This is a genomic window from Nocardia sp. NPDC059229 (assembly GCF_042754165.1).
GTDB lineage: Bacteria > Actinomycetota > Actinomycetes > Mycobacteriales > Mycobacteriaceae > Nocardia.
In genome coordinates, this window is record NZ_JBHZAK010000001.1 from 700,465 (window position 1) to 717,979 (window position 17,515).

The 17,515-nt window shown below is 69.4% G+C and carries 14 protein-coding genes; 5 read left to right on the forward strand and 9 right to left on the reverse strand.

The window, feature by feature from the left end; translation table 11 throughout:
• Positions 1–8: 8 nt before the first annotated feature.
• Together ACFXHE_RS03315 and ACFXHE_RS03320 are read left to right on the forward strand one after the other, a co-directional pair.
• Positions 9–1,571 (forward strand): FAD-dependent monooxygenase, encoded by a 1,563-nt coding sequence (locus ACFXHE_RS03315; RefSeq protein ID WP_379379318.1) that lies wholly within the window; start codon positions 9–11, stop codon positions 1,569–1,571.
• A gap of 168 nt (positions 1,572–1,739) precedes the next feature.
• Positions 1,740–3,125 (forward strand): DUF2252 domain-containing protein, encoded by a 1,386-nt coding sequence (locus ACFXHE_RS03320; protein WP_379379319.1) that lies wholly within the window; start codon positions 1,740–1,742, stop codon positions 3,123–3,125.
• A gap of 12 nt (positions 3,126–3,137) precedes the next feature.
• Here the strand turns inward: ACFXHE_RS03320 and ACFXHE_RS03325 are convergent, their stop codons facing one another.
• A complete protein-coding gene (locus ACFXHE_RS03325) occupies positions 3,138–3,344 on the reverse strand; it encodes a zinc-binding dehydrogenase (protein ID WP_379380362.1) in 207 nt (68 codons plus the stop codon).
• The gene (gene hrpB, locus ACFXHE_RS03330; RefSeq protein WP_379379321.1) at positions 3,331–5,778 is read right to left on the reverse strand and encodes an ATP-dependent helicase HrpB; all 2,448 of its coding nucleotides are present in this window, start codon (positions 5,776–5,778) and stop codon (positions 3,331–3,333) included. The genes ACFXHE_RS03325 and hrpB overlap by 14 nt, the downstream gene beginning before the upstream one ends.
• Before the next feature lie 160 nt (positions 5,779–5,938).
• Here hrpB and ACFXHE_RS03335 point away from each other — a divergent pair, with 160 nt between their 5' ends.
• Both ACFXHE_RS03335 and ACFXHE_RS03340 read left to right on the forward strand, forming a co-directional pair.
• Positions 5,939–7,477, forward strand: a complete 1,539-nt coding sequence (locus ACFXHE_RS03335) for a DUF4185 domain-containing protein (protein ID WP_379379322.1) — start codon at positions 5,939–5,941, stop codon at positions 7,475–7,477.
• 174 nt (positions 7,478–7,651) lie between these two features.
• Positions 7,652–8,857 carry an Ig-like domain-containing protein gene (locus ACFXHE_RS03340; RefSeq protein ID WP_379379324.1) on the forward strand — a complete coding sequence of 402 codons (1,206 nt, stop codon included), beginning with the start codon at positions 7,652–7,654 and terminating at the stop codon, positions 8,855–8,857.
• Between the two features lie 6 nt (positions 8,858–8,863).
• On the opposite strand, the gene ACFXHE_RS03345 is transcribed toward ACFXHE_RS03340, so the two are convergent.
• The 4 genes from ACFXHE_RS03345 to ACFXHE_RS03360 form a co-directional block, all read right to left on the reverse strand.
• A complete protein-coding gene (locus ACFXHE_RS03345) occupies positions 8,864–9,202 on the reverse strand; it encodes a carboxymuconolactone decarboxylase family protein (protein WP_379379326.1) in 339 nt (112 codons plus the stop codon).
• 513 nt (positions 9,203–9,715) lie between these two features.
• Positions 9,716–10,351 (reverse strand): TetR/AcrR family transcriptional regulator, encoded by a 636-nt coding sequence (locus tag ACFXHE_RS03350; RefSeq protein ID WP_379379328.1) that lies wholly within the window; start codon positions 10,349–10,351, stop codon positions 9,716–9,718.
• A 114-nt stretch (positions 10,352–10,465) separates the two neighbouring features.
• Positions 10,466–11,836 (reverse strand): cutinase family protein, encoded by a 1,371-nt coding sequence (locus tag ACFXHE_RS03355; RefSeq protein WP_379379330.1) that lies wholly within the window; start codon positions 11,834–11,836, stop codon positions 10,466–10,468.
• Positions 11,837–11,975: 139 nt separating this feature from the next.
• Positions 11,976–12,149: an alpha/beta fold hydrolase gene (locus ACFXHE_RS03360; RefSeq protein WP_379379332.1), complete on the reverse strand. Its 174-nt coding sequence runs from the start codon at positions 12,147–12,149 to the stop codon at positions 11,976–11,978.
• 781 nt (positions 12,150–12,930) lie between these two features.
• Between ACFXHE_RS03360 and ACFXHE_RS03365 the strand changes: the two genes are divergently transcribed.
• On the forward strand, positions 12,931–14,058 hold the full coding sequence (locus ACFXHE_RS03365) for a GMC family oxidoreductase (protein WP_379379334.1): 1,128 nt from the start codon (positions 12,931–12,933) through the stop codon (positions 14,056–14,058).
• Between the two features lie 39 nt (positions 14,059–14,097).
• Here ACFXHE_RS03365 and ACFXHE_RS03370 read toward each other — a convergent pair whose 3' ends face one another.
• From ACFXHE_RS03370 to ACFXHE_RS03380, 3 genes are all read right to left on the reverse strand, one after another.
• On the reverse strand, positions 14,098–14,784 hold the full coding sequence (locus tag ACFXHE_RS03370; RefSeq protein ID WP_379379336.1) for a cytochrome b/b6 domain-containing protein: 687 nt from the start codon (positions 14,782–14,784) through the stop codon (positions 14,098–14,100).
• A complete protein-coding gene (locus ACFXHE_RS03375) occupies positions 14,771–15,478 on the reverse strand; it encodes a molybdopterin-dependent oxidoreductase (protein WP_379379338.1) in 708 nt (235 codons plus the stop codon). Before ACFXHE_RS03375 ends, ACFXHE_RS03370 begins: the two co-directional genes overlap by 14 nt.
• Positions 15,479–15,573: 95 nt before the next feature.
• Positions 15,574–17,205: a tannase/feruloyl esterase family alpha/beta hydrolase gene (locus ACFXHE_RS03380; RefSeq protein ID WP_379379340.1), complete on the reverse strand. Its 1,632-nt coding sequence runs from the start codon at positions 17,203–17,205 to the stop codon at positions 15,574–15,576.
• Between the last annotated feature and the right edge of the window lie 310 nt (positions 17,206–17,515).

A 17,515-nucleotide genomic window follows, 5' to 3' on the forward strand; every position in this document is an offset into this window, starting at 1 on the left:
TATTTGCCATGCCCGAAAACACCGTCGACATCGTCATTGCCGGAGCCGGACCCAACGGCCTGATGCTCGCCTGCGAACTCGCACTCGCCGGCCTCCGCCCGATCGTGCTGGATCGGCTACCCGCACCCAGCCCCGAACCGAAGGCCAACGGCCTGGCCGGGCAGGTGGTCCGGGTCCTCGATATGCGGGGGCTGTACGGCGCGTTCAGCGGCAGTCCGGCCGCACCGGCCCCGACCCCGCGCTACATCTTCGGCGGCCTGCCCCTGGATCTCACCGCCGTACAACCGAATCCGGTGCACCTCGTCTTCAAGCCGCAACCGGAGATGGTGGAGATCCTCACCAAGCGCGCCATCGACCTCGGCGTGGACCTGCGCTGGGGACACGAGCTGACCGGCATCGAACCCGCCGGCGAGCAGGTCACGGTCACGGTGTCCGCGCCCGACGGGCCCTACCCGCTGACCGCCCGCTTCCTGGTCGGTGCGGACGGCGGAAAGAGCCTGGTGCGCAAGCGGATCGGGATCGAGTTCCCGGGCATCACCTCCGACGGGCATGTCAGCCGGGTCGGCCATGCCACCCTGCCCGACGAGTTCCGTTCCGGCGACGGCGGCATCGAGATTCCCGGGGTGGGCCGGTTCGGACTCGGCCATCACCGGCTCGAACGCGGCATCTTCATCTATGCCGAACTCGATCCGGGCCGGCCGATCATCGGAACCATGGAATTCCAAGGCGGCGAGCAGTTTTCCGACGACGAACCCCTCACGTTCGAGGAACTGCGCGAGAGCGTCGAACGCGTCCTCGGCGCCCCGCTGCCCATTACGCCGCCGCCCGGCCCGGGTCCCCACACGCTGCGCCGCACGATCGGCCAGAACACCCGGGTGGCGCAGCACTACCGGCAGGGCGCCGTCCTCCTGCTCGGCGATGCCGCGCACGTGCATTCGGCGATGGGCGGGCCCGGGCTGAACCTCGGCCTGCAGGACACCGTCAACCTCGGCTGGAAGCTCGCGGCCGAAATCCGGGGCTGGGCTCCCGAGGGCCTGCTCGACACCTACGAGTCCGAACGCCACCCGGTGGCCGAACGCGTGGTGATGTACTCGCTCTCCCAGGCGGCTCTGGTCTCCCCCGGTCCGGAAATCACCGCTCTCCGAGAGCTTTTCGGCGAACTGCTGCGGCTCCCGGCAGCGGCCGCCCATATTGCCGGGATGCTGGCGGGCTCGGACATCCGCTACGACGTCGGCGACGATCATCGGCTGTCCGGCTACTTCTTCCCCGACTGCGCCCTCGAAACAGCCGGCGGCCCAACCCGGATCGCCGAACTCCTGCGCGACGCCCGGCCCCTCCTGCTGACCTTCGACGCCGCCCTCGATCCGGTCGCCGCCGCGGCGGGCTGGACCGACCGCGTCACGCCCATCGCCGCCACCGCCACCGACGCACCCGCCGCGGCGCTGCTGATCCGCCCGGACGGCTATGTGGCCTGGGCGACCGACGATATCACCCCGGCCGCGCAGGAGAGCCTCCGGAACGCGCTGCACCGATGGTTCGGCGCACCCACTCGCGACGCCGCGGCCGGATAGGAGGGTCGCGCGGGCTCGATCAGGAGTCGCCGGGCAGCCAAGCTGATCGAGCCCGTCGGCACTGCCGCCGGCGGTGTCCGGACCCGTGGCCCTGCGACCAGCGTGATCGTGCCGGCCGCGGGGCCACGGGTCCTGGGAATCCGCGAGCGGTCGAACTAGAGTCCTCCCATGGCGACATCGGAGGCGGAGTCGGCGGCGGGCGGTAACGGGGCGGTGGAGGCCGGGCGGGCCGCACGGAAGCAGGTGCCACGGCGATCGCTCGGTGAGTGGAAGCCCGCGGCGGATCGGGAGGATCCGATAGCGGTGCTGGAGCGTCAGGCCGCGACCCGGGTACCCGAGCTGGTGGAGATCCGGTACGCGCGCATGGCGGCCGGGCAGTTCCCGTTCTACCGGGGTGCGCCGGCGATCATGGCGGCCGATCTGGCGAGCGGGCCGAACACCGGGCTCACCGTGCAGTTGTGCGGGGACGCGCACCTGTCGAACTTCGGGTTGTTCGCCTCGCCGGAGCGGTCACTCGTGTTCGACGTCAACGACTTCGACGAGACCTTGCCCGGGCCGTTCGAATGGGATGTGAAGCGGCTGGCGGCCAGCGTGGCGGTGGCGGCGCGAGCCAATGGGTGCGACGACGCCGAGGCGAGCGGGGCGGCGGCCGCGGCGGCGCAGGCCTATCGCGAGGCCATGGTGCGGCTGGCGGGTCTGGGCGAGACCGACGTCTGGTACGAGATGGTGGACGCCGAACGGGTCGCCGAGCTGCTGCGCCCGCATGACCGCAAGCAGACCGAGAAGGTGATCAGCCGGGCGCGGGCGCGCACCAGCCTGCAGGCGCTGGACAAGCTCACCGAACCCGGGCCCGATGGCGTGCCGCGCATCAAGGCCGATCCGCCGCTGCTCAGACCGATACCGAAAGAGCAACACACGGAACTGCTCTCGGTGCTCTCGAACTACCGGGACACGCTGCCGGAGGAGCGCCGGGTGCTGCTGGATCGGTACGAATTGCGGGATATCGCCATGAAAGTCGTGGGCGTGGGCAGCGTGGGCACGCGCTGCTTCATCGCGCTGCTGACCGGGCGCAATACAGGCGATCCACTCTTCCTCCAGGTGAAGCAGGCCGAGAATTCGGTACTGGCCGCGCACCTGCGGAGCAGCAAGTTCCAGCACCAGGGGCACCGGGTGGTGCACGGGCAGCGGCTCACCCAGTCGGCCGGTGACATCTTCCTGGGCTGGGCGACCGGCCCCGATGGGCTGTTCTACTACTGGCGGCAGCTGCGAGACATGAAGGGCTCCTTGGTCATCGACGAGATGTCGGCGGCACAGCTGCGGCAGTACGCCAGCCTGTGCGGGCACACGCTGGCACGTGGCCACGCGCGATCGGGAGATCGGGTGGCCATCGCCGCGTATCTCGGCAGCAACGACGTCTTCGACCAGGCCATGGGAGCCTTCGCGCTGGCCTACGCCGATCAGACGGCGGCCGATCGCGCATCCCTGCTCGCCGCCATCGAATCCGGTCGCGTCACCGCTGCCGAGAACCTCTCGCCGGAGAAGAACGGGCAGTAGGCGGGCCGGGCGCTACTCCGGGTTGACGGCGATCACCAGCTTGCCGGTCGAGGAGCGACCTGCCATCAGCCGGTGCGCGTCCGCCGCCTCGGCGAGCGGGAACTCGGCGGTGATGGGCAGCCGCACCTTGCCGGAGGTGGCCAATTCGAAGGCGTGCGAGGCGATCTCGTGCAGAACGTCCGGGGCCTCGACACTCAGGCCCCGGTCAGCCAGAGCGATTGGCGTTGCGGGCGGTGCCGCGGTGGGCGGTGACCGTGGTGGGGTCCTCGGGCCAGGAGTGTTTCGGGTAGCGGCCGCGCAGGTCGGCGCGGACCTGGGGCCAGCCGGTGCGCCAGAAGGACGGCAGGTCGGCGGTGACGGCGACCGGGCGCTGGGCCGGGGACAGCAGGTGCAGCAGGATCGAGGCGCGACCGCCGGCCAGCCGCGGCGGCTCGGTCCAGCCGAAGATCTCCTGCACCTTGACCGCGAGCACCGGCGGGTCCGCGGAGTAGTCGAGGCGGACGCGGCTGCCGGAGGGGACCTCCAGTCGTTCGGGGGCGAGCTCGTCCAGGCGTGCGGCCTCGGGCCACGGGAGCAGGCGGCGCAGGGCCTGACCCGCGTCGGCGCGCTCCAGGTCGGCGCGGCGGCGGGCTGTGGAAAGCTCTGGGGCGAGCCAGGTTTCGGCGCCGGCCAGCAGCGTGTCGTCATCGACGGCGGGCCAGGGCGCGCCGAGGGTGCGGTGCAGGAAGTCCAGGCGCTGCCGCAGGCTGCGGGCACCCTCGTCCCAGCGCAGCAGGTCCAGGCCGGTGGCGCGCAGTCCGCGCAGCAGGGCGGCCGACACCAGGCTCGGATCCGGTTCCCTGAGCGGCTGCTCCGACAGCACGATCGCGCCGAGGCGCCGCACCCGGCGGGCCACCAGATCACCGTCGGCCCAATCGACCTCGTCGACGGTCTCCAGGAGGTTCGCGGCGGCCTGCCGGGCGAGCTGCTCATCGGCCTTGGCGGCCAATCGGATTCGCCCCTCGGCCTGGCCCGGGTCGCGCCCGGCCACCGCGATGGCGAGCCATTCGGCATCGCCCAGCCCGCTGCCCGGTGGCAGGGTCACCGCGGTGCCGCCCGCCATCAGGTAACTGGCCGAACCGGGGGCCCGGCGGCGGGCCAGCCGTTCCGGATATGCCAGTGCCGCAACGAGAGCCGGGTCGTCCACGCCGTCGCCCTCGACGAGTTTCGCCAGCCGCTGCGCCTCCCGCTGCCAGCGGGCGGGCCGGTCGCCGCGCAGGCCCCGCAGTGCCGCGGCCAGATCGATACCGGGAGCGAGGGAATCGTCATCGAGTAGCGCGACCACCTCGGCGGCCGCCCGCGCCCCCACCTCGCGCGCCCCGTCGAGCAGTGCGCGCGCCAGGCGCGGATGCAATCCGACGGCCGCCATCCGCCGTCCCCGATCCGTCACCGCCCCATGGTCATCCACCGCGTCCAGCGCCCGCAGCACCGCCCGCCCCGCCGCCAGGCCACCCACAGGCGGGGCGTCCCACCAGGCCAGCGCCTGCCCGTCGACGGTGCCCCAGCACGCCAATTCCAAGGCCAGCCGGGTCAGATCGGCGGTGCGGATCTCCGGTTCCGGATACGCGGGCAGGGTCGCGTGCTCGTATTCCGGCCAGCACCGCCACGCCCACCCCGGGCCTTCGCGGCCCGCGCGTCCGGCCCGCTGCTCTGCCACCGCGGCCGAAACCCGCACGGTCGCAAGCCCGGACAGCCCGCGCCGATGATCGATGCGCGGCACCCGCGCCAGCCCGGAGTCCACCACCGCCCGCACCCCCGGCACGGTCAAACTGGATTCGGCCACCGCCGTGGACAGCACCACCCGCCGCCGCGCGCCGGGCCGCAGCGCGGCGTCCTGGGCCGCGGCGGACAGCCTGCCGTGCAAGGGCAGCACGTCCACGTCGGGCAGTCCCGACAACAGGTCGGCGGTCCGGCGGATCTCCCCCGCCCCGGGCAGGAAGACCAGCACGTCGCCCGCGCTGCCCGCCAATGCCTGGCGGGTCACCCGCGCCACCTGCTGCTCGATCCGCTCCCTGGCGGCCGGCGGCACGTACTCCAGCTCGACCGGATAGGCCCGGCCCCGCACCTCCAGCACCGGCGCGGCGGGCTCCCCCTCCCCGCCCAGCAGCGCCGAAAGCCGGTCCGCCGCAACGGTCGCCGAGGTCGCCAGCACCCGCAGGTCGGGCCGCAGTCCGGCCCGGGCATCCAGGAGCAGGGCCAGCAGCAGATCCGCGTCCAGGTGACGTTCGTGGCACTCGTCCATGACGACCACGTCGACCCCGGCCAGCTCCGGATCGTTCTGCAGCCGCCGCACCAGCAGCCCGGAGGTCACCACCTCGATCCGAGTCCCGGCCCCCACCTTGCGGTCTCCGCGCACCGCATACCCGACGGTCTCTCCCACCCGCTCGCCCAGCAGCGCCGCCATTCGCGCGGCCGCCGCCCGCGCGGCCAGCCGGCGCGGCTCCGCCACCACCACCCGTCCGCCGGTGGTCGCCGCCAGGGCCAGTGGAACCAGCGTCGTCTTGCCGGTTCCGGGCGGCGCGACCAGCACGGCGGTCCCGCATTCGCCCAGGGTGGCCACGATGCGGTCCAGCGCCGGGCGTACGGGGAGGTCGGGAAGATCAGGCAGCTTCATTACCGCTCAGTCTGCCGCCCCGGCGACGCGCCGCCGCCACCGGCGTGGGCGGTGACGGGCCGGAACGACCGATACCGTGACCGGTTCGTGCCGCTACGCGCAGCGGGCGGAACCGGACTAGGGTGATTCAGCCGATCTTCGACGAGGAGCCGCACACCACATGGGAATTCGATCCCGCCGCTGGTCGAGTCATTCCGGATTCCCTGCGGCGCCCGCACTCTCGGGCGTCGTCGCACTGGGCGCGATGCTGCTGCCCGCGCTGCCCGCCGGGGCCGCACCGCATCCCTGGGCGCCCGCGCCGGTGAACAGCTGCGGCGAGACCGGATTCGACCCGCTGGATCGCCGGGCGGACCCGAATGGCGCCCAGCCGCAGGGCAATCAGACCATCAAGGTCCCGGTGCCGGTGCCCCAGATCGTCACCGTCCAGGTGCCCGGCCCGAAGCCCGACAACATCCGTGTCGATCCGGTCGCGCTGCCCGCCGATCCTTGCGCCAATCCGTGCCCGGACGTCCGCGACACCGTCCCGGCCCCGGCGAATCAGCCCGGCGGCGGCAGCGCGTCGCTGCCGCAGGTCGAGATCACCACCGAGCCCGAACCCATCCCGATCGTGGTGCCGGGCGGCGAACCACCCGAACCCCAGGCCGCGCCCACCGCGGCCGTCCAGTCCGCCACGCCCGCGCCCGTGGCCGCGGCGGTGGCGGCGCCGCAGGTGGATTCGGTCCAGCTGGTCAACCAGGTCACCGGGCAGGGATCGGTCAATCGCACAGATATGCGCTGGTCGGTCGACGGCACCGACCTCGGGCTCATGTGGGAGACCAAGCCCGGCCAGGTCGCCGTCATGTTCGGCGACACCTTCGGCAAGGGCTGGAAACCCACCGGCGCCGGCACCGACCAGCAGGACTGGCGCAGCAATGTGCTGGCCTACAGCAGCACTCGCGATCTGTCGCAGGGTCTGGTCCTCGACGACTTCGTGCAGAACAGCCGCTGCCACGCCGCCGAACTGCTCGACAGCCGCAAGATCAAGAACTTCGAGACCACCACCATCCCCACCTCGGGATTCGCCGTCGGCGACCGCCAGTACCTGACCTACATGTCGGTCAACCACTGGTCCAAGATCCCCGGCATGTGGTCGACCAACCTGGGCGGCATCGCCTGGTCCGACGACGACGGCCGCACCTGGACCAAATCGCAGTGGGCCCGCTGGGACAATCTGTTCGGACTCGGCCGCTTCCAGGTCGCCACCATGGTTCCGCACGGCGACTACGTCTACATGTTCGGCACACCCAACGGCCGCCTCGGCGTCATCGGCCTCGCCCGCGTCCCCGCCGACCAGGTCCTGAACAAGTCCGCCTACCAGTACTGGATCGACGGCACCTGGACCCCCGCCGACGGCCCCAACGAATTGCTCGCCACCCCACTGGTTTCCGGCACCGCCAGCGAACTGTCCATCCACTACGACCCCGAGTCGAACCAGTGGCGGATGGTCTACCTCGACGTCACCCGCAACCAGATCGTGCTCCGCACCGCCGCCGAACCCCAGGGCACCTGGTCGGATCCGACCCCGCTGCTCAGCACCGACGACTACCCCACCGCCTACGGCGGCTTCATCCACCCCTGGTCCACCGCCGAGGACCTCTACTTCACCATCTCCACCTGGAACAGCTACAACGTCTACCTCATGCACGCGACGCTGAAATGATCACGCGGCGCTGAAGTGATAGCGACCCGCTGAGCACTCCCGCTCGATTGCCGCCAGGTGTCGGTTACGCGACGGAACGGTGGAGATCCCGTCCGGCGTCGTGATCTTGTTGGCCGGCGGCGCGATGCTGACACGACCGAGCCGGGTCCGGGATCAGGTCGAAGGGAGCGCGCGTTGGGGTTGCGACGTCGTCAAGTATTGACCGGGATCATGGGGCTGGGCGGCCTGTTCGTCGCCGGCAGCGTGCCCTACCGGGGCAACGGGCTGCTCCCGCGCGCCTCGCGGCACGCGGCCATCGTGTTTCCGCCCGTGGCCGCCGGGCGTGAGTTGAGTCCGCGCCAACTCGGCCGGGTCGGTGTGCTCAACGGGACCTTGACCTCGGTCTCCTGGATCGACGAAACCGGTCGACCGCTACCGGGCGCGCTCTCCGCGGATCGCCTGGCCTGGATCAGTTCCGAACCACTCGGCTACGGCCACACCTATACGGCGTCGGTGGTGGCGAACGGCGAGACCGGAGACGTCGACACCACCGCCGTCTTCACCACTGTCCGGCCCGACACGCTGACCAGCGTCTCCTTCCGCTCGAACAATCTCCTCGACATCCAGGACGGCGAAACCTACGGCATCGGCCTGGTGCTGGTCGCGCACTTCGACGAGGCCGTCGACCGCGCCGCCGCGGAACGCACCCTCCAGGTCACCACTGAGCCCCACGTGCCGGGCGCGTGGTACTGGCTCGACGACCGCAATGCCCACTGGCGTCCGGAGAACTATCACACGCCCGGCACCCGGATCACGGTGGCGGCGAACCTGTTCGGCACCCGCCTCGGCAACGGCGTGTACGGCCGGGACGACCAGCGGGTCTCCGTGGTGATCGGCCCCTCCCACATCGCCATCGCGGACGACAACACCAAACACATCGAGGTCTTCGAGAACGGCAACCTGGTTCGCACCATGCCCACGTCCATGGGCCGGGGTGGTACCGCCGTGGTGGGCGGGCGGGTGTTGTCGTTCTGGACCCATCCCGGGGTCTACACCGTGCTCGACAAGAACAGCGTCGTCAGCATGGACTCCTCCAGCTACGGCCTGCCCGTCAACTCCGGCCTCGGCTACCGCGAAAACATCAGAAATGCCGTCCGCATCAGCCACGACGGCATCTACCTGCACGAACTCGCCGCGACGGTCTGGGCGCAGGGCAATACCAACGTCTCGCACGGCTGCCTCAACCTCAGTCCCGCGGACGCCGCCTGGTTCTTCGACTTCGCCAACCCCGGCGATGTGGTCGAAGTCCGCAATACCGGCGGCGATCCCCTCGACATCGGCCAGGGCGGTGACTGGACCATCCTCTGGCCGGACTGGCAGCGCGGCAGCGCCCTGGCCTGAGGGCCGTCAGCGGTCTGCGGGCAGGAAGTCGTCCACCGTCTCGTGATCGGCGAGCGTGACCCGGCGCAGCTCGGCCGGACGGTCCAGGCCCGCCTCGGCCAGCACCTCGTCGATGACGGCCAGGCCGTTGAGGGCGCCTGGGAATCCCGCGTACGCCGAGGCGTGCTCGGCGAGGGCGATCAGTTCCGCGGCCTCGAGTCCATTGCGCAGGGCGGCCCGCACATGGGTGGCCAGCTGCCGCTCGGTGTCGCCCAGCGCGATCAGCATCGAGACGGTGGCCAGTTCGCGCCGGGCGCGGCTGAGTTCCGGGCGGGCCAGGGCGCCGCCGAACGCGCCCTCGATCATCGCGTCGAACAGATACGGTTAGCGGCGGCGCAGTTCGGCCTGTGCCACATCGGCGTCCGCGCCGATCAGCGCCGCGAACTCCCGGCGCCCCTTGTCGAAACGCTCCATGGGTGGTGTCTCCTCGTGGTGTTGCGTTGCAGCCGGGCGAGCGGCAGCGGGGTCGGCGGGCGCCGGGCCATGAGTCCCGCGATCCTCTCCCGCATCGCCCCGCTGGGCATCGAGCCTCCATTCCGCGTCCGCTCCAAGGTATGTGCGGACCCACCCCTCGTTGGGCCCGGACCGGGCAAATCTATCGGTGTTCCGACGGCAGGACGGGGATGGAACGCGCCTGCTAGGGGACATTTCGTGCCAAAGTGCATGATTCGATCCGCATGACTCGACCACGAATGGCGTCCAGATCACATTCACGGTGAGTCCGCGGGTTCGGTCACGCTGCGGGCCAATCGTTCTCGGTCCCGGCGACCTTGTCGAGGTAGCCGGTCAGGGTCTGCAGCGCGCCGAGCGGCGCCGGCGTCAGCGGACTTCCGGCGTCGCGGTCCTGGTTGCGACACCTCGCAGGATGACGTCGAGTACGTCGCGCAGTTCGCCGGCTATCCGCTCCTGGCCGGTCGTGCGGCGCGCCCAGCGGTACACGACCCCGAGGTAGGCATCGCGGAGGAGGTTCCCCAGCAGGACCGGATCCACGCGTGCGTCGATGTCGCCGCGCCGGACGCCGATCTCGATGATCCGCGCGAAAACCTCGGCGGTGTACGGCTCTTCGGTGAGGGGGCGGCCCGTCTTCACCCACGCCGTCAGCATGATCTCGGTAACTCCGCGCTGCGCCTCGCTGAGCTGGGCGAGACCGGCCATGCACCGGTGCAGCAGCGCGCCGGTGTCGCTCGCCCCGGTCCCGAGTGGCTGCTCGATCCGGTCCATCAGTGTGCGGCGCCGGTCCTCGGCCCACTCGGTGATGAGGTCTTCCTTGCGCGGGAAGTGATTGAAGAAGGTGCCGCGCGACACGTCCGCGCGTTCCGCTATCTCGTCGATTGTCGTTGCGTCGTAGCCCTTTTCGGCGAACAACTCCAGCGCGGACGTGTAGATCCGGGCACGGACCCGCTGCCTGTTGCGCTCCCTGCGGCCGATCACGGGTATATCGGTGGTAGTCACCATGTTTCGCTCCCCCTCAGGTCCGGCTCCCCACCGGTCCATGAATCACAGATCCTAACCCGCCCCAACGCGGGCAGCCCCGGAACCAGTGGTTCCGGGGCAGGGAGCGGCGTTCTGTCAAGCAGCCAGGGAGCCCAGGAAGCCCAGGAGTATCTGTGCGTCGTCGCCGTAGTCGACGTGCGCCTTCGAGGCGTAGAAGGTGGCCATGTCGACGCCCTGGCGGCTCAGTTCCAGCAGATCGTTGATGCTGTCGATACCGCCGATGCTGAGCAGGGTTTGCGCGGCGACGCGGAGATCACCCCGTACGGCGTTGGTGAGGGGGCCGAGAACGGAGCCGGCCAGATCGAGTCCGGCCGGGGCGAGGGTCGCCACTTCGGCAGCGGCGCCGGACGCGTCGTTGCGGGTGAGGGATTCGACTGCGCGCCAGAGGGTTTCCTGCATGCGGCCGACATTCCCCGCGATGCGCAGGATGTCGATCTGGGTCAGGGCATCGGCGATCACGCTGGCAGCGGCGGTCCAGCCCGACGGGTCGATGGCCGCGGCCGCCCGGATGACCGAGCCGATGAGAGGCAGGTCCACGCCCGCAGCTGCCTGGACCATCGGAGCCAAGGCCATATTGAGGTTGCTCGCGATCTCGTGCGCGCCACTGATATCGCCCGCTTGGATCAGATCCGGGAGGTTGGTGAGGCTTTGGAAAATGGCGGGCAGGTTCGCCGCGGTCGCCGTCCAGCCGGCGCCGACCTTCACGGCCTGCGCGAGGAGTGTGCTGGGATCCATGCCCGCGGGAATCAGGGATGCGATCATCCCGGAGTCACCGCTGAGCACCCGCCCGAGCGCAAAGAGGAACGGGGACGTGGCGGCATTGAGCGAGCAGTACAGGTCGCCTTCGACGCATAGGGTGCGCACCCGATCGGTCAGCGCACCGAAGTCCTGACTCCGCGTCCCCGCGATGCCGTGACCGGGTTGCGGGTCGCCCAGCGAGAGTGTGGTTCTCGGATCGCGATGCGGATCGGCCAGCAGCCCCACGCCGACCACCCGATCGGCGCTGATCGGCCCCTCGCCATTGCCGATCTCGGTGGCGAAATCGCCGATCCCGTCCGCACCCTGGCTGTACCCGGCAAGGAAGACTCGCGTCGAACCGCACAGGCTGCTCGCCATCTGGTGCAGCCGGGATTCGAGGGTGCTCAGGGATTGCGCATAGCTCAGCCCCTGATCGAAAGCGCTCGCGGCATACGGGGCATAGAGCACGGTGATGTCACTGCCGTACTGCCGTTGCAGCCCATCGCCGATCGGCCTGAGCATGCCGACCGGGACCATCGGGTCCGCATCGAAACGCGTCTCCCAGGTCCCCGGCGCGAGAATCGCCGTATACGGGGTGCAGGGCAGTGCGCCGTGCGTCTCCGCCCGCGCATCGCCGACCACCGTGGTCCCGACCGTGACGCCCGCGGCAACCAAGATCGCCGCGCACGCTGTCGCCAGCCTGCTCATTGTCCAATTCCTCTGGTGCCGAAGGGGTTTCGGGCCGGTGCGGCGGCAGGTCCTCCTTCCGCTGCGCAGTCATAGACAATTCTCGCCACTCACGGTCGGTTTCGCAGGCTTTTCAGACACATAATCGTTTCAGACCACGTCAGGGGCCTGCGGGCCACCACGCCGCGTCGTCCGTAGGCGACGGGCTCTGTTCGGTCTGCTGGCCGACTACGCACCACCCGTGAATGAGGACAACCGGTCGGCCGCTGCCGTGGTCTTCGTAGTAGATGTCGATGGTGTCGCTGTTCTCGCGACCCACGGTCAGCTTGGCCATTTGGCAGCCTCCGACCAGATCAGCATCGCTACCGGGCCGCAGACGAAAAGCTCTGCGATGAGGCGTTGTTCGGACTTCGGCAGGTTCATTGCACGAGCCTTTCGGGATCGCCGTCGCTCCGCGATGGCATGGATTGTGGGGAGAGCGAAGTACGAGGGCAATGCACCGCGGGCGACGGCGAGGGTCTGCTCATCGCTCGAAATGGCTCCCCCGTGCTCGGTCCGGTCACCGGCGCCGAGCGCCTCGACCTACAGCCGGGTGGGTCCGAAGTCGGTGAGCACGTGCATGACTTCGGCGGGAGACAGGGTGGACATCAGGTGAAATCGAACGGTAGCCATGGAAATACCTTCGCCGCTGGCGGCGGGGCGCCGAATCTGTCGGATGACGCTGTCTTGACGTAATCCAGTTTCGGTGGGGTTCCTGGACTCCGGTGTCGCGGACGGCGCAGGGGACGCTTTGTGCTGCCACGCGTCGAACGAACCCGCGCTCAACAGATTTGGGTGAGGCGCCCCCTGCCGGGAGCCGGGTTCAACGGGATGTCGCCGCCATTACGTCAGCACAGCGTCATCCGACGGATTCGGCTGGGCGGTCTCGGCGGGGATGTTCGAAACGCATCCGGAACCGCTTGTGCGGCAACCACGCCCGCTTCGGACCGTATCCCGGATTCTTCGCGCACTACACAAAGGATGATCGAAATGCCTTCACCCGATGCCTACGACTTCGTCATCGTCGGTGGCGATACCGCGGGCTGCGTGCTCGCCGCCAGCGCAGCGAGACTGCCGTGAGCGGTGCGCCCCGCCGCGGCACCGCGGGGCCGCTGACCGTCGGCCCGACCACCGAGCCCAATGAGATCCTGCGCGCCTGCCTGGCCGGCGCGATCGAGGTCGGATTCCCGCGCGCCACCGATATCAGCGGCGGACTCGAGGACGGTTTCGGTCCGGTCGATCTCAATATCGTCGCCGGACAACGGCAGAGCGCCGCCGACGCATACCTCGCGCCCGCGCTGGGACGACCGAACCTCAGTGTCGCCACCGGTGCGCTCGCACACCGGCTCCTCGTCGAAGGTCAGCGCTGCACCGGTGTCGAGTACCGCGTGGCCGATGAAATCCACTGCGCTACCGCCACTTCCGAAGTCGTGCTGACCGCCGGAACCATCGGCAGCGCACAACTGCTGTTGTGCTCGGGCATCGGACCGGAGTCCATGCTGCGGGACGCGCACGTAGAGGTGCTGCACCCACTGCCCGGGGTGGGCCGCAATCTGCACGACCATCCCCGGATCAACCTGGTGCACAGTTCCCGGCGCCTGGTACCCACGCCGCGAGCCAATCACGGCGAGGTCATCGGCCTCTTGCACAGCAGCCCGGATCTGGCGGGGCCGGATCTGCAGATCATCTTCATCGATATCCCGCTGCCCAATCCCGTTGCGGCGGTACCGAACGGCTTCACCATCGGTGTCTCGCCGATGCTGCCGGTGAGCCGGGGCTCGTTGCGTATCTCCTCGGCCGACCCGTCCGCGTCGCCGGTACTCGACCCCGGATACTTCACGGAGGCAACGGATGTCGAGGTGGTGCTGGCAGGCATCGAGGCCGCTCGCGAGATCGCCGGTTCGGCGGCGCTCGCGGGATGGGGCGTCACCGAGGTCGCGCCCGGACTCGACGTCACCGACGAGGCGGTGCTCAGCGACTATGCACGAAGGAATTTCGGCTCCTACTGCCACCCGGTCGGCACCTGCGTCATGGGTGAGGATGAGTCATCCGTCGTGAATTCCGAGCTGCGGGTGCACGGGTTGGAGGGGCTGCGCATCGCCGACGGGTCGGTCATACCAGCGATTCCGTCGGCCAATACGAACGCGACGGTATACGCGATCGCCGAACGCGCCGCGGATCTGCTGCGACGATCATGGCAATGACCGGTTCGCCTTCAGCGGCGAACTTTCTTTCCAGAGCGATCAATTCCGGAGCTCGGGACTCCACTCCGTTGTCGGCTGGTCCTCGACCAGCCACAGGGGATGCTGCCGGTCCGCCCAGACCCGGTCGACGTACCCGGTCCGCATGCCGCGCCGCGCCTCCGGATCCTGGTACGCCTTTCGTATGTGACCCACCAGCACGGCCGCGATACCCCACGCGAGGACGTCGTGCACGAAGATCGCGCTGGTCCGGGAGATTCCCGGGAGCAGGTGCATGAACCACATCAGCAGGCCCGTGAACATCATCACCAGCACGGCGCCGGCGATCCAGCCCGCGTAGAGCTTCTGGCCGGCGTTGAACTTGCCGGCGGGGCGCTCCGACGGTGCGGTCAGGCGCCGACGGACCGCGCGCAGCCAACGCCGGTCGTACGGCGCGAAGCGGTTCAGCTTGCGGAGATCGGCGCGGAAGGCCGGCGAGAACAACCCCAGCAGGACCGGCACAGGCAGTAGGACGCCCGACCACTCGTGGACAGTCACCACGATGTCTCGTCGCCCCACCAGTTGAGCCAGCGGCCCGATATACAGGAAGGCAGCGGTCGTCGCGCACAGCAGCATCAGCGTTCCGGTGGTGCGGTGGACCACCCGCTCGGCTGCGGTGAACCGCCGCACACCGAGCCGTCGAGGCCACTGTTCGGGCTGCCCTCCCGTCTGCGGTTCAGTCCGTGCCATCGAGCCAGCCGTCCACGTCGTACCCGCGCTCCTCCCAGTAGCCGGGGATGACCCGGCTGGTGACCGATATGCCGGATAACCATTTGGCGGACTTGTAGAAGTACATCGGCGCCACGTAGAGCCTGACCGGGCCGCCGTGCTCGTGCGTGATCGGCGCGTCCTGCATCCGCAGAGCCACCAGCACGTCGGAGCGCCGGGCCTGCTCCAGCGTGAGGCTCTCGGTGTACGCACCGTCGAAACAGCCGAAACTCAGGGCTTCGCCGCCTGCGCCGACCCCGGCGTCGTCCAGCAAGTCGGACAGCTTCACACCCTCGAAGGGCACCTTCTCGACGCGCCAGCCGTCGGTGCATTGCACGTCGTGGACGACCCGGGTCTGCGGCAACGCGCGCAGGTCCGCAAGCGTGTACGTCCGCGCACGGTCCACCAGGCCGTCGATTTTCAGCTCGTAGTCGGTCTCGCCTTTGCGGGGAACCGAGCGGACAACGCTGTAGTACCGGAACCCGCCCGGGTTCGGGAGCAGGCCGGTGAGACCGGTCGGATCGTTCTGAGATGCCTTGGCCAGCAAACCCTCCCAACCGGCCTGCACGTACGGCGCGGTAATCAGCCCCGCCGCACCGAGGCCGAGCATGCCCAACATCGTTCTCCGAGCCACGGGAGCGCCGCCCGCCATGTTCTCGGGTTCGGTCTCCGGCATCTTCGGCTCCTTTCGTCGTCTGGAATGTCTGCGCGAACTGGGCTGGGCCGCTCCCCTTCGAGAGATCGGCCCAGCCCAGGCCGGGATGGTCGGTGCTAGGGCGAGGGTGCGACGCAACGGAAGTTGGCCGGGGACGTCGGGTCGCCGTCGCCGCTGTAATGGGAGACCAACGGGAAGCGGCAGATGTCGCGCGAGACCGTCTGGCCGGTGGCGGTGGTCAGGGTGGCCTGTAGGACCTCCGGTGCCTGGCCGTGCTCAACCCACGCTGTCAGGGCGGTCAGGTCGTTGACGGTGCTGCCGGTGAGGGCGCAGTGCGCGACACCCGGTGCCAGGAAGACGCGGTAGAAGTCGTCGACCTTGGTGGTTCCGCCCATCAGTGCATCCACGCGGTTGCGGTAGTCAACGGTGCCCGCGGTAGGGATCAGCTGGTCGGCGTCGCCCTGCCAGGTGATCATCTTGCCGCCCGCGGCGCGGAACGCTGACAGGTCCGGATCGGAGGTGCCGATGATCGAGTCGTACTCGGAGCGGGCCTGCTGGAAGATCTGGTCGAACTGCGCGTAGGTGAGGTTCGCGGTGTTGAACGCCGGCTGCTTCTCCACGAACGTGGCGACCCACTGGGCGGGGACGGTGAACGGCACGCCCGTGGTGACGCCGTTCGCGCCGGCGGTGCTGGCCGTCAGCGAGCTGAAGTCGGCGCCGGTCGGCAGGCCGAACCACAGCTGCTTGCCGTTCGCGTCCCGCGGACCGTCCCAGATCCTGCGGACCACGTCGGCGTCGGCCTCGCTGATCGTGTACTCCTTGTCGTTGCACTGAACCTTGGTGCCGATCAGGCGGCGCGGGTCGAAGTTGCACCGGCTCGGGTCGCTGATCAGACCGTCGACAACGCCGTCCAGCGCGTCGCAGTCCTTGACTGCGGCCTGGTTGAATGCGTTGAACTCGCACGTGGTCGGGTAGGTGTGGGCCTCGTTCATCACCACCTGCGGCCATAGCGTGGCGACCTCGAACTGGTTCCAGTTGATGGCCGGGGCGTCGGCGTTGATGCCGTTGAAGTCGGTCGGGTACTTCTGGGCCTCCATGTAGCCCTGTCGTCCGCCGGTGGAGCAGCCGTTCCAGTAGGCGTAGGACGCGGCATGGCCATAGACGTCGGTGACGACCTGCTTGCCGACGACGGCCAGCTCGTGCACCGAGCGGGAGGCGAAGTTCTCGAGCAGCGCAGTGTTCACCTGACCGCTCGAGTTCAGCGCCCAACTGGTGTCCAGGCCGCTGGTATCCACGCCGGCGTCTGTGGTCGCGGCCGCGTAGCCCTGCTTGACGGCCGTGGCCACGCTGCCGATGTTCCCCGCGGCGTAGGCGGCGCCACCGACCGCCTGGAGTCGGCCGTTCCAGCCGGACTCCGGTAGCCAGACCTGCACCTTGGCGTGGTCGTTGGCGCCGGGGTGGGTCAGTGTGACCGTCACTTCGCAGTGCGCGGGGACGTCGGGCACGGGGTAGCCGCCCAGCGGCGGGCTCCCGGGGACCTGAAACGCTCCTGCGGAGACGTTGGTCGCCGTCAGGGACTCCACCGTGGCGCCGGCCGGTGCCGGTATCTGGAATGTGGAGCAGTTGAACGCGTTTGCGCTCGCGGGGGCGGCCGCGGAATCGTCCGACATGTCCACCAGTGCGTAGATGGCGGCGGCGCCGGCCACCGTGATGCCGACGGTCGCGATAGTCAGAAGCCGTCTTTTCAAGATCTCTCCTCGGTTGGAACTTCCCCCTCACTGTGGCCAGCGCACCAGCACCGGCACATCAGTCACCTGACGCTCCAGCCGACGTAATTCGATGCCGCAGGACCGGAACCGCGGCGCCGGGATCTCGCACACCGCCCGACACCCGCGGCGTGGGCAGCGAGTTCGATCATCCGGCCACAAAATAGGGCGCCAGTGGCTCCGAGCCGCGATGCGCTCAAACGGTCAGTACCCGGGATCATGAGAAGCGGACGCTGCCCGATCAACGGCACTGCTGATGGTCACTACCGGTGGCCGAGAGCACATAGCCGCC